Consider the following 12,898-nt stretch of genomic DNA (forward strand, 5'->3'; position numbering starts at 1 on the left):
GCCCTCAATCAAATGAGCCTATACTCTTACTGTAGAGGACGAATGTTTAGTGTTGATCAATAACACGTAAAGATTCAGTAAACATGGATTTACACAAAGAAAGAGCTGCCAAATAAACAGTCCTTTTTTTGACAATCAATTATGAAGAATAGAATGAATTCACACTGGGCAATTGCTATTCTAAGTTGAGTTTGGTGCTTCCAAAACTGAGGATTTGTACATACTTTTTGATTTCAATATGAACGTTTCGTGGAAAATAGAATCAATATAAAATGGCACTCTTTAAAATTTAAAAGTGCCTTTAAGCATTGGTATGTATAATATTAACGTTTTGAAACACAAAAAAACGGGAAGCTTTCTGCTCCCCGTTAATTAGCCTGTTGTTTAAATAGCAGCAAAATGTTCTAAAGTACCTACCATGTTAGACACAAAGCCATACTCGTTATCGTACCAAGCAACCGTTTTGACTAATTGTCCCTTAGTGCCTTCGATTACTTTTGTTTGAGTGGCATCAAAAATTGAGCCAGCAGGTACTCCGATAACGTCTGAAGATACGATTTCGTCTTCAGTATAAAGAAACGCATCGTTTGAAGCTTCTTTCATTGCCGCGTTTACTTCTTCCACTGTTACTTCTTTATTCAAAACAGAGTATAGTTCTGTCATTGATCCCGTAATAGTCGGAATTCTGACAGCCGTTCCGTCAATTTTTCCATCTAATTCAGGAATAACTTTCCCTACCGCTTTGGCAGCACCTGTTGAAGCCGGTATAGCATTTTGTGCCCCTGCACGGTTTTTACGTCCACCTGGGGAATCTTGCAATGCTTGCGATGCAGTATACGCATGAATTGTTGACATTAAAGCACTGTCGATTCCATACTTGTTGTTCAATACATTTGCCATTGGTGCTAAACAGTTCGTGGTGCACGATGCTGCAGAGACGATTTTGTCATTTTCATCAAGCGAATCATGATTCACACCATAAACGATTGTTTTAGTATTGTCTACTTCCGCTCCCGCAGCTTTTACCGGTGCAGAGATTAAGACACGTTTTGCACCTGCATCCAAATGGGCTTGTGATTTTTTCGCTGAAGTATAAAAACCAGTACATTCCAAGACAATGTCGATGCCTAAATCGCCCCATGGTAACTGACTAGCATCTTTTTCTTCAAACGATTTGATTTTTTTCCCATCTACCACAATCGCATCGTTCCCAACTTCTACATCATACGGGAACCGGCCTTGTGCCGTATCGTATTTTAGCAAATAAACCAAGTCGTCATTATTCGTCAAGTCATTGATTGCGACAACCTCTAAGTCTGTGTCCTTTTCCAACATCCGACGCAATGCCAAACGTCCAATACGTCCAAATCCATTAATCGCTACTTTTATCGACATCAATATTTCCTCCTTCTTTATTTGTATCTATTTTTATGGTAACGCTTTTACAACAAAGTTTCCAATTGTATGCTTCATTCGTTTTGGCTGCTAGGCACAGTCCGTTCTACAAACACTTTCCATGAAGGAATAACAATGAAAAATGGGGCAGAATTATATTAAAAGTTTCCCGGATTTTCCTAGTCTATATCAGTATTAAGATGCGGATTCCAGCGAGTTAAGACCGTTATTTTTCAAGCATAAAAAGAGAACCGCATATAAGCGGTTCTCTTTTTATGCTATATATTCCAAACAGTTACTTTCAAATGTATCAATAAATTGATTGCTTTAGTTGAAAAAGCACAACTAAAAATAGAATTTCTACAAAACTGTAGGTTCTATGTTATTACTACTTGATTGCCTCATAGTCCAGGAATCGGCTCTACTAGTAATACCTGATGATCAGTGCTGTAATAAGTGACTTGTTTCGATACTAAATCGCTTGTCCAAACTGGAACGCCAGCTTCTCCAGCTAACTCGCAAAATTTTTCAAAATCAAACTCTCCTGATTGAGCTCTTTTGACAGCCGATTTGATGGCTTCAGGATTACTTTGTTCAAAAACTTCTTTTGGGATCCCATTCAATTTTAAGTCAACAGAATTATCCTCATCAAAATAGCGATAGATTCCTTCAGCTACTAAGTAATCATAGCGTTTAACACCTAATTTTTTTAATTCGTGCATTAATTGCGCAAATTCACCAGCATTTTTTTCTGCATTGACCACTTTTTCAATCTCTTGATAATTTAGACTCATTTAGATAAGCTCCTTTTGCTGAACGGTTTCTTTGATTCTATTCAATCAATTCAAACTAAAATCCAATTCTGGTCCTACTGGAACGATACTCGTCGGATTAATGTTTTTATGGCTGCGGTAATAATGTTCTTTGATGTGCTTAAAGTTCACCGTCTCCGCTATACCCGGCCAATTGTATAACTCTCTTGTGTAGCGCCAAAGATTTTTGTAGTCCGTTATTCGTTTGATATTGCATTTGAAATGACCGTAATAGACACTATCAAAACGGATCAACGTCGTAAACAATCTCCAATCAGCTTCGGTTATTTGGTCGCCTATTAGATAGCGGTTCTCCCCTAACCGTTCTTCTAGTTCATCAAGAGCATCAAATAGTTTAGTGACTTCTTCTTGGTAAACCTCTTGCTTCGTTGCAAATCCTGCTTTGTATACCCCATTATTGACAGAATCATACACTTTCTCATTGATCGTATCGATCTCTGAACGCAACTCTTCAGGATAATAATCGCCTGCTTTTGCGCCGACTTCATCAAAAGCCGAATTTAAGATGCGCATAATTTCAGCAGATTCATTGTTTACGATTTCATTTTGTTTCAAATCGTATAAAACAGGCACGGTCACGCGCCCGCTATACTCAGGTTCGACATGCGTATAAACTTCATAAAGATAGTTTGCATCAATCACCGGATCAGGAATCACACCTTCTTCTGGTTCAAATGTCCAGCCGTTTTCTGCCATTAAAGGATTCACAACAGAGACTGAAATCATCTCTTCTAATCCTTTTAATTTACGCATGATCAGCGCACGGTTTGCCCAAGGACAGGCTAATGCTACGTATAAATGATAACGTCCAGGTTCAGCTTTAAACCCGCCTTCACCGCTTGGTCCTGCACTTCCATCTGGTGTGATCCAGTTCCGGAACTGTGACTCTTGACGAATAAATCGTCCTCCGCTGCCTTCAGTGTCATACCATTGATCATGCCACTTGCCGTCTACTAATAATCCCATCATTATTCCCCTTTCAAATACTGAACTTTATACATTATTTGTAGTTGTCTTCTATTTTCATTATAGGTAGCATGATCAAGAATAACAAATAGATTAGTCTGTTAATTAAACGTTTATCTGCTTTTTTTAAAAACAACTGTTTTTATATCCTGGTTAATAAAACTTCTAATACTTTAGTTTCCCAGCTTGATCAGATTCTTTTTGCTTTCTGCTTAATAACCGTATCTAAATCTAGACAGTATCAGTTGGTTCTTCTTCTAAATCCTTATACAACTGTGGATACTCATGGCACTTCTTATTTCTGGGTGTGCATATTTCTCTTCCGAGTGAGATCATGGACTGGTGTGCTCTTCCCCAGTATTTTGCTGGGATAATTTCTGTCACGCGTTCTTCAATTTGTTTGGGCGTGGCATTTTCTTCTACTATTTTGTGATGCTTACAAACTCGTGCGACATGTGTGTCCACTGCAAAAGCATCTTGGCTAAAGGCGACATTCAATAATATATTAGCTGATTTAGGTCCAATTCCAGTTAATGATTGCAGTTCCTTGCGTGTATTTGGAACTTTTCCATCAAATTTTTCAAGTAATTGACAACTGCTTTTATAGATATACTTTGCTTTGTTCCGGTAAAGTCCGACTGTTTTTATGTATGATTCAATTTCTTCCGGTGAAGATTCGCTAACAGCTTGAGGATTGGGATAGCGTTCGAATAACTTGTCTTTCACTTTAGCGACTGACACATCTGTTGCCTGCGCACTTAAGATAACGACCATCAACAATTGAAATGGGTTTTGATAGTGCATCATTGGGACAGCGTTAGGATAAAGTTTCATAATTTCATAGATAACGTGTTGAGCGGCTTCTTTTGTCAGCATAGGCTTTCCTTTCTTTATTCGTTTTTTAAAATATACCATATTTTCAACAGCACTAAAATACATTCCCATCGGTTCTTTAGCGCTGCACATTGATTCTCTGGTATTTAGAATACTAGAAAGGCAAAGAATAATCTTTATGTGTCAACCCCTAATGTTAAATAAAATAAACCTGTAAAAAACGTGAAAGTTATCTCTGAACATAATGTTCAGGTTATATTACTTTATTTGGAAGAAACAAGAACTTGGGAACCTGAATGGATGAGTAACGGTTTATTTCAATCATTTTCATATATAATCTAATTATCAGATACTATAGGAGGTTTTTTTATGTTAACAATAGCTTATATCGGTAATGGGAAAAGTACGAATCGTTATCATTTACCTTTTTCATTAAAAACAGGGAACATTAAAGTGAAGACTATCTATTCTCGTCATGAAAATAGTTCATGGGATAAGGTTCCTGGAGTCCACTACACAACGAATTTAGAAGACATTTGGAATGATCCAGAAATTCAATTGGTTGCAATTTGCCTTCCTAGTTCATTACATTTTGAATTTGCAAAATTATCACTAGAGAACGGGAAAAACACACTAGTTGAAAAACCTTTTACCGAAACTGCTGAAGAAGCAAAAGAACTATTTGAGTTAGCAAAATCAAAAAATTTACTCGTTCAATGTTACCAAAACAGACGCTACGATTCAGATTTTCTGACCGCACAAAAAATTATCGAAAGCGGCGTTATAGGTGAATTGCTAGAAGTAGAAATGCATTATGATTATTTCAGACCAGAAGTTCCAGAAAACAGCACAGAATTTTCAGCATCTTCAAGCTATTTGTATGGACATGGGTGCCATACAATCGATCAAGTTCTTTCCTATTTTGGAGATCCAGACTCCATTCATTATGATGTAAGACAATTATTGGGTCCTAATCGAATGAATGATTATTTTGACTTGGACTTTTACTATTCAAAAATAAAGGTTTCTGTTAAATCAAGTTACTTCAGAATAAAACCACGACCAAGTTTTGTTCTATATGGTAAGAAGGGCATGTTTATCAAGCAAGAGAAAGATAGACAAGAAGAACACCTAAAATTGTTCTATATGCCAACTAATGCCGATTTCGGGATAGATACCCCAAATCATTACGGTACTGTGACTTATATAGATACTGATGGCCTTTATCATGAAGAAAAAGTCATTTCAGAAATTGGGGATTACAGTCGTGTTTATGAAGGATTGTATGAGTCTATTATCAATGGAAAAGATAAGTCCGTGAAAGATGAAGAAACGATTCGTCAACTAGAGATACTTGAAGAAGGTATTCAAAGTATTAAATATTAATTTATCTATTCGTTAGAAAAACAAGGATCATTCAACTAAGAAAGAAGGTTTACAATGAAACTAGCCATTATAGGTTCTGGCATGATCGTGAATGATTTTTTAACTATGGTCTGTGATGTTCCAGGGATTCAATTAGAGGCAATTGTAGGAACGGATAGAAGCATGGATAAAATGAGGCTTTTAAAAAACAACTATGGCATTCGTCAAGTCTTAACTAATTATGAAGATTGTTTAAAAAGTAAGGCTATCGATACTGTTTATATTGCATTGCCCAATCATTTGCATTTTTCTTTTGCTAAACAAGCCATCCTTAATAAAAAAAATGTTATATGTGAAAAACCTTTTACCTTAAACTTATCCGAAATGAAAGAACTAAGAGAATTAGCTTCAGCAAACAATGTCATGTTGTTAGAAGCTATAACCAATCAATATTTAACCAATTACAAAAAAATAAAAGAAGCTATAAAGACTATTGGAGCTATTAAAATTATTGAATGCAATTATTCACAATACTCATCAAGGTATGATGCCTTCAAACAAGGAGATATATTACCAGCTTTCAATCCTAAAATGGGTGGTGGAGCTTTAATGGATATTAATATTTATAATATCCATTTTGTAACGGGTATTTTTGGAAAGCCCCAAAAAGTCAGTTACTTGGCAAATGTTGAAAACGGAATTGATACTTCTGGCATCCTAAGCTTGGATTATGGGGATAAAAAAGTAGTCTGCATAGGTGCTAAAGATTCTACAGCTCCGATACGAACCATTATCCAAGGCGATAAAGGAGCTATCATTATTGACGGACCGACAAGTACTATCGATAGGTTTACTATAATAGACAATCAAAATAAGAGCGAAATCGTTGATTTTAAAGTGCATACGCATCGGATGTATGAGGAATTTACTGAATTTGAAAGAATCATAAGAGAATCTGACGTTGAAACGATGACAAACCACCTTGATCACAGTGAAATGGTTATGTCTATTGTAGATAAAGGATTAGATTCTGCTGGTATATCATTAGGCTAAATTTTTAAAGTGAAAAACAGATGCTTTTTCAATATATGGATGGGTCATAGTTCTTCTGACAAAATTCCATTTTGAATGAGTGACTGTTTTTCTTTTAATTTTTCCAAATTACTGCTGTATTCTTTTGCATATAAAATAGAATACAACGTGTCTAATACATATTGAAAGGCAACTTGTGATGCAAAAGTCCCAACCTTTACAAAATCATATTCTTCCTGGACTACCACTATCGTTTTGGTAGTTAATTTAATCAAATCAGATTCTGTATTCCCTGTTATCAAAATAGTTGGGATCTTTTTGTTAGAAAAATGTTGTAACATACGCTTGTATTGCGGACTAGTTCCACTATAAGACAGAAATAAAGCACAATCTTTTGGAGTAAGGTTAGAAGCATTCCATGCCTCATCTGCATATTCTTCAGAAATAATAGCAAATCTATTAATCTTTACTAATTTATTTTGAAAACTTCTCGCTCGTACTTGTGAATCACCACGAGAAAACAGAAAAATATGCTTAGATTTGAAAAGAATTTCTGCCACTGATTGTAGTAAATCTTCATCTAATTGATTTAAAGTCTTTTTTATTGTATCAATCGTTAAATTTGCCATATTCTTAGCTATATCCATGGTTAAATCTTCTTGTTTAAAAGGAAAATTAGCATCTACTTCACTAGGTAAATGCAATTGACTATAAACTACACCTGAAATAGCGTCCTTAAAACTTCTAAATCCATCGTATCCCATTTTTTTACAGAGACGGATAATCGTCGAGTGAGAAGTATACGTTAATTTTGCTAGATCCTCAATGTATATCGTAGGAATCTTAGTGATGTTTTGGATGATATAATCGGCAATCCTCATCTCCGTATTTGTAAAGTTCGTTTGATCCTTCAACTTAGTCAATGTTTGTACCAACTTTAACAACTCCTTTCTAAAATGAACCTATATCAATTAATTATCATTTACTATCTAACCGCGAATATAAAATAATATATCTTTATATACGAACTAAGGAACCCATCAGATGAAAACATTAGGTTTGATTTGGTCATCACTTTTTGCATTATCATAAATTAGGCTTCCTTGACGAACGATTTATACTCGTTAATAATTTTAATCCCTGAGCTAGTTCCTAATCGCTCAGCACCAGCTTCTACCATTGCTTTAGCCGTTGCAAAATCACGTATGCCTCCTGCTGCTTTTATCTTGACCTCTGCTCCTACTGTCTCTTTCATTAGTTTTACATCTGCAATCGTTGCTCCGCCAGTGCCAAACCCTGTTGACGTTTTTACAAAATCAGGTTTAACTCTTTTAGCAATTTCACAAACAGCAATTTTTTCTTCATTTGTCAAATAACAATTTTCTAAAATCACTTTGCTTAACACGTTATTCGCTTGACAGGCAGCTACGATTTTTTTCATTTCCTGTTCTATATACGCTAAGTTTCCTTCTTTTAACTCGCCGATATTGATTACATAATCAATTTCATCAGCACCATTTTTGATCGCATCCGCGACTTCAAAAACCTTAGCAGCAATTGTAGTCTGCCCCAGCGGAAAACCAATGGCCGCTCCGACATGAACGGGACTTTCTTTTAATAATTCACTACAAAGAGCAACCGGTGCGGAATTGATCGCCACCATTTTAAACCCATATTCATCAGCTTCTTGACACAATTTTTCAAATCCGGCTTTCTGTGCATCTGCTTTCAACAATGTATGGTCCACCATATTTGCTAATTCTGTCACGCTCAATTGAAATGTCATTTTTGCTTCCTCCTCTTATTGAATTCGATTTCATTTTAACACAATTAAGACTCTTCTAGGTCTCATCAAGGAAAAAGAACGTTCTGGACTTTGGAGAAGAAAGTTTTTTTAGCCATCTGTGTTTTTACTATCCCGTTTCTCGAAAAATCTCTTTTGCGAATGTCACATTTGTGAGATACTACTAAGCGTGACTGAAAACGGAGGGAACAAAATGATTTATATAAAAGAAGCCATTTTACACATTTTTGACTTGAACAGCAACGAACCGATTTTTTCTTTTGCTGGATTAGATTTGACGGAGAAATTTACAATGGATTATCTTCAAGCCATGATTGAAAAAGTAGAAGATTCAGACAATATGAAAACCGGGATATTAACAGAAGATAACCCTTTAAGCCAAACTTTTTCTACTATTCAAGAAGATTTTATTGAGATGACAAAAACGTTGAGCGATAAATTCTTTTCCATTACAAAAATCAATCCAGAAATACCGCCAGCTGATTTATTATTTGTCTTCTTCACCTTGGACGAAGTGCCTCATTTAGGACTTTTCAAGTTAAATTATTCTGACAGCATCACCCATTATGTCTCTTATGAAGAGGAAATACTAACGAATCAGTTGATTGTTAATCGCTCCATTTTACCGAGTGCTCGCCAAGCGATTCAAGAAGGAATGGTGCTGAATTTAAACACCATGGAATATCACATTATCGAGAAAAAACATATGATTGCTGAATTAGCAGAGAAAGTTTATTATTTTACAGAATTGTTTTTAGAAGATAAACCTCAGCCAAGTCTGAAAGAAAACATCTCGATCATAAAAAAAGCTGTTCAAAAAACAAGTAAAGCTTTTAATGATGAAGAGTTCCAAGTGTTGGCCGATACGAAAGAAGCGCTTGTTCATAGTATGACTGAAGAAAACGTCATTGATAACCAAGTGATTGCCGAGACCCTTTACGGGGATAATCATGCGAAAAAAGAAAAGTTCTTTGAAGAAATAACTGAAATGGGATACGTAGATCGCGCTCCTGCTGAAGTAGCCGTAGCTGGCCCGAAATATTCGAAGCAAAAATTCCGTTTAGATAACGGTATCGAAATCAGTATCCCTATAGATCTCTATAAAGATCCAGAAGTTGTCGAGTTTATTAATAACCCAGATGGAACCACTTCAGTTATGATCAAAAACATTGAAAAAATAAAAAACTTGTTTTAATAAGTAAATCGTACCCTAAGTGAGTATTGAAAAACTCATCCAGGGTACGATTTTCTATTTTATTCCTTGCGAGTTTTAAAAGTACTTGTGCCATACTTGCTAATGTATAATGAAGTAAGAAGATTCATTTTTAACTAGTTTAATTCAGAAGCTTTTCACTAAAAAATCATACGTAAGGATGGTCTTCAAGATGAACAATAATCATGAAGAGACACTCGAAAATCTATATAATCTCATACTCAATCCAGCAACTCGGGAATGGGAACGGTCATTATTATTGGCAACCAAAAAAGCTATAGAAGACGGTGCTAATTTTGAAGATCAGCTTTCAAAACTTGAAGCTGATTTACGTCCGCTTGCTTTAAGAAATAACTTAACTGCTGATGTGACAGATTTTTATAATAAGATTACCGGTAATGCTGCTGCCAATACTCAATTTGATTTTACGAAACACTCCACTGATGAACTGGCTTATCAAGATTCCGCTATATTTGCAGGCGGCTGTTTCTGGTGTATGGTAGAGCCTTTTGAAACTCTTGATGGGATCGTTTCCGTCTTATCTGGGTACACTGGTGGACATATTGACTGCCCCACTTATGATCAAGTGAGCGGTCAATATACCGGGCATGTAGAAGCCGTTGAAATTATTTTTGATACAAGAATCATACAGTATGAAGATTTAGTAGAGCTTTATTGGCAGTTGACCGATCCCACAGATGAGTTTGGTCAATTTCAAGATCGGGGCAATCAGTATCGTCCGATTATTTTTGTTCGAAATGAGAGGCAACGACAGATTGCTGAAAAATCAAAACAGTGTTTAGTAGAATCCGGCAAATACAAGCATCCAATCGTTACATTAATTGAACCTGCAAGCGTATTTTGGCCGGCAGAAAACTATCACCAACAATTTTATAAGAAAAACCGCAAGAGATACAAAAGAATTGAACGGTCTCGTCAACAATTTTTGGCTTTTCAACGTTTGCAAGGTAAATTTAGGACTGAAGTCAAACGGTTTACTAAGAAACCTTAATCATTAAACAATGTATAGTTTATTGTATCTCACTGCATAAAAAGACCCCAAAAGCTAACATAAAAAGCTTTTGGGGTCTTTGGTTTAATTTTTTTAAACATCTATTTATTTTAAATTACTAATAGCTTCTTCGACGGCTGTATTGCCAGCTAGAACTTCAAATTCTTGTTTAATCGTGTTGTCATTATGAAGTACAGAAATCAAGGTTTGAGCCACATCTTGACGTGGAATCTCATTGATGTCTTGTCCCATACCAACTTTTATTTGATTGGTACCAGGTGTATCAACTAATATACCAGGATGGACAATCGTCCAATCTAGTTCTGTACGATTTTTCAACCATTCATCCGCATAATTTTTGGCGATTGTATAAACTTGTAAATCATGTTCTTTAGCCATTTCCTCACGGCCTGTACGGAAGGTGCTAACCATAACAAAACGTTTAACGCCAGCTTGTTCTGCAGCGGTCATTGCTTTAATAGCTCCATCTAAGTCGATTAGAACAGTTTTATCAAAACCACTTCCGCCAGCACCTGCACTAAAGATAACCGCATCGACATTTTTCATTGCTTCAGCCAATTCATCTACTGAATTTTTGACAAGATCTAAGAGAACTGTTTCAATCCCTCGTTCTTCGAAGAAACCAGCTTGTTCACTATTGCGGATCATTGCTATTTCTTCAATAGCAGAATCTTCTTTTGCAAAATCAGCAAAATGACGAGCTACTTTCCCATTGGCACCTACAACTAATACTTTCATTTGAAAACTCCTTTCAATATATTACGCGAATTGAATTCAGCATAGCATATATTTCTTACTTATTCTTGTATTGTGAACTAAAGACTGGCATGACCTCATCGTCACCATAAGTCTCGATAAGAGGCAACTCATTTAAAGTTTTCATATCTTCCTCAGAGATCGTAAAATCTACCGCGGCATTAGATTTCATATGCTCTTTGTTAGTAGATTTAGGCAAAGCGACCATGTCTAATTGTATGACATAGCGAATGCTTAATTGAGCAGGCGAAACCTCGTACTTTTCAGCAATTCCTTTGACAACAGGGTGGTCAAGAATGGCACCATGAGCGATTGGTGAGTATGCTTCGACAACAATATCGAGACTTTGACTGTACTCAATTACGTCGCTAGGAACATTTGTAATGTGTGCGAGAATTTGGTTCACCATTGGTTTAACTTTCCCATTATTAATTAGATTTTCCAAATCTATTTGTTCAAAGTTAGAAACGCCTATTGCCCGTAGTTTGCCTGCTTCATAAGTTTCTTCTAAGGCACGCCAGGCTTCTAAATTTCCTTCAAAGTAATGATTGCCGTCACGGAAGTTAGCCCATGGTTGTGGACTATGAATAATCATTAAGTCGATATAAGCCATATCCAAGCGTTCCAGCGATTCATTGATTGCTTTGACAGCTTCATCGTAGTTTTTGATGTCGCCTTCGAGCTTTGTAGTAACAAAAACATCTTCGCGGTGGATGCCAGACTCTTTTATACCGCGCCCTACGCCTTCTTCATTAAGATAAGCTTCAGCCGTATCGATATGACGGTAGCCTGAATCAAGAGCATCTTTTACAACTTGAACCACTGCTTCATTATCGATCATCCATGTACCTAAACCTAATTTAGGAACTTTAACCCCATTTGATAATGTATACGTTTCATTTAACACCATTTTATTGCCTTCTTTCTATCTCTGCTTATTTTTTGACAGAATAGCGAATCCATATGGTGCCGTGTTCCAATGTTTCAACAGACTCCAATTGGAAAGCTGTTTCTTTAATTTGGGTATATGGTTCTTTGGCAACGAAGAAACGGTGTCCACCCGGATCCCCATTTGCGATAGGAGACAAGATGACACTGACTTCATCAACCAGTCCGTTTTGAACAAATGACCAGTTAAGCGTTCCGCCGCCTCCAACCATCATTCGCTTGATGCCAAATAGATTGTAGAATTTGTCCAACATCGCTTCATAGTCGATTTGCTCTTTACCAGCAATGATATACGATATCTTTTTCTTTCTAAGAAAATCTTTATACGCGTTTGACGCTTGTTCCGTCAAGACTTCTACAATATGAGAAGAAACACCGCCATAATCAGAGAAATTTTCTTCAAAAGCCAGTTCTCCACGTGCATCAATGGACAAATAATACATAGGAGCATCTGGATCTGCTACATAATCCCCTTCAGGGACGGGTGCTGCATTTTCATCCAGCTTCGGTGTTTTGTAATGGGTCATATTATCTTCAGTTGTCGTTTTTCCGTTCAAATAACCATGGATTCCGAATTGTTGTTTTCTGGATTTATGGAAAGTTCCTGGTATTGGCGGCTCGCTTCTTTAAATTCTGGCAAATCCATGATATCTAGATTGCCATCGATAGAGGTGTGTGTATGGATAATGACATACGGTTTATTCATAGCTTAATTTTCC

14 protein-coding genes are annotated in these 12,898 nt (G+C 36.3%); 4 read left to right on the top strand and 10 right to left on the bottom strand.

All coding sequences use genetic code 11. The features are described 5' to 3' along the window. Positions 1–384 precede the first annotated feature (384 nt). The 4 genes from gap to nth form a co-directional block, all read right to left on the bottom strand. Positions 385–1,395: a type I glyceraldehyde-3-phosphate dehydrogenase gene (gene gap, locus NY10_RS07775; protein WP_058919436.1), complete on the bottom strand. Its 1,011-nt coding sequence runs from the start codon at positions 1,393–1,395 to the stop codon at positions 385–387. A gap of 401 nt (positions 1,396–1,796) precedes the next feature. Next, entirely contained in the window at positions 1,797–2,189 is a 393-nt protein-coding gene (locus NY10_RS07780; protein WP_058919437.1) for a DUF1398 family protein, read from the bottom strand. Between the two features lie 45 nt (positions 2,190–2,234). After that, entirely contained in the window at positions 2,235–3,194 is a 960-nt protein-coding gene (locus tag NY10_RS07785; RefSeq protein ID WP_058919438.1) for a glutathione S-transferase family protein, read from the bottom strand. Between the two features lie 231 nt (positions 3,195–3,425). Next, complete coding sequence (gene nth, locus NY10_RS07790; RefSeq protein WP_058920289.1) at positions 3,426–4,070, bottom strand: endonuclease III; 645 nt, start codon at positions 4,068–4,070, stop codon at positions 3,426–3,428. 327 nt (positions 4,071–4,397) lie between these two features. Here nth and NY10_RS07795 point away from each other — a divergent pair, with 327 nt between their 5' ends. Together NY10_RS07795 and NY10_RS07800 are read left to right on the top strand one after the other, a co-directional pair. Next, positions 4,398–5,414 (top strand): Gfo/Idh/MocA family oxidoreductase, encoded by a 1,017-nt coding sequence (locus NY10_RS07795; protein WP_058919439.1) that lies wholly within the window; start codon positions 4,398–4,400, stop codon positions 5,412–5,414. A gap of 54 nt (positions 5,415–5,468) precedes the next feature. Continuing rightward, positions 5,469–6,446 (top strand): Gfo/Idh/MocA family protein, encoded by a 978-nt coding sequence (locus NY10_RS07800; protein WP_058919440.1) that lies wholly within the window; start codon positions 5,469–5,471, stop codon positions 6,444–6,446. 44 nt (positions 6,447–6,490) lie between these two features. Here the strand turns inward: NY10_RS07800 and NY10_RS07805 are convergent, their stop codons facing one another. Beyond that, positions 6,491–7,306: a MurR/RpiR family transcriptional regulator gene (locus NY10_RS07805; RefSeq protein WP_058920290.1), complete on the bottom strand. Its 816-nt coding sequence runs from the start codon at positions 7,304–7,306 to the stop codon at positions 6,491–6,493. A 212-nt stretch (positions 7,307–7,518) separates the two neighbouring features. Beyond that, on the bottom strand, positions 7,519–8,211 hold the full coding sequence (gene deoC, locus NY10_RS07810) for a deoxyribose-phosphate aldolase (RefSeq protein WP_058919441.1): 693 nt from the start codon (positions 8,209–8,211) through the stop codon (positions 7,519–7,521). Between the two features lie 211 nt (positions 8,212–8,422). Here deoC and NY10_RS07815 point away from each other — a divergent pair, with 211 nt between their 5' ends. After that, a complete protein-coding gene (locus NY10_RS07815) occupies positions 8,423–9,424 on the top strand; it encodes a nucleoid-associated protein (protein WP_058919442.1) in 1,002 nt (333 codons plus the stop codon). A 190-nt stretch (positions 9,425–9,614) separates the two neighbouring features. Beyond that, on the top strand, positions 9,615–10,454 hold the full coding sequence (gene msrA, locus NY10_RS07820; RefSeq protein ID WP_058919443.1) for a peptide-methionine (S)-S-oxide reductase MsrA: 840 nt from the start codon (positions 9,615–9,617) through the stop codon (positions 10,452–10,454). A 105-nt stretch (positions 10,455–10,559) separates the two neighbouring features. On the opposite strand, the gene NY10_RS07825 is transcribed toward msrA, so the two are convergent. From NY10_RS07825 to NY10_RS12690, 4 genes are read right to left on the bottom strand one after another with little or no spacing between them, the layout of a single operon-like run. Next, positions 10,560–11,213, bottom strand: a complete 654-nt coding sequence (locus tag NY10_RS07825) for an SDR family oxidoreductase (RefSeq protein WP_058919444.1) — start codon at positions 11,211–11,213, stop codon at positions 10,560–10,562. Positions 11,214–11,268: 55 nt separating this feature from the next. Beyond that, the gene (locus tag NY10_RS07830) at positions 11,269–12,138 is read right to left on the bottom strand and encodes an aldo/keto reductase (RefSeq protein WP_197409004.1); all 870 of its coding nucleotides are present in this window, start codon (positions 12,136–12,138) and stop codon (positions 11,269–11,271) included. Positions 12,139–12,166: 28 nt separating this feature from the next. Continuing rightward, a complete protein-coding gene (locus NY10_RS07835; RefSeq protein WP_197408956.1) occupies positions 12,167–12,736 on the bottom strand; it encodes a dihydrofolate reductase family protein in 570 nt (189 codons plus the stop codon). Next, positions 12,733–12,885: a hypothetical protein gene (locus tag NY10_RS12690; RefSeq protein WP_197408957.1), complete on the bottom strand. Its 153-nt coding sequence runs from the start codon at positions 12,883–12,885 to the stop codon at positions 12,733–12,735. The genes NY10_RS07835 and NY10_RS12690 overlap by 4 nt, the downstream gene beginning before the upstream one ends. Positions 12,886–12,898: the final 13 nt, after the last annotated feature.

The organism is Carnobacterium sp. CP1 (genome assembly GCF_001483965.1).
Lineage (GTDB): Bacteria > Bacillota > Bacilli > Lactobacillales > Carnobacteriaceae > Carnobacterium_A > Carnobacterium_A antarcticum.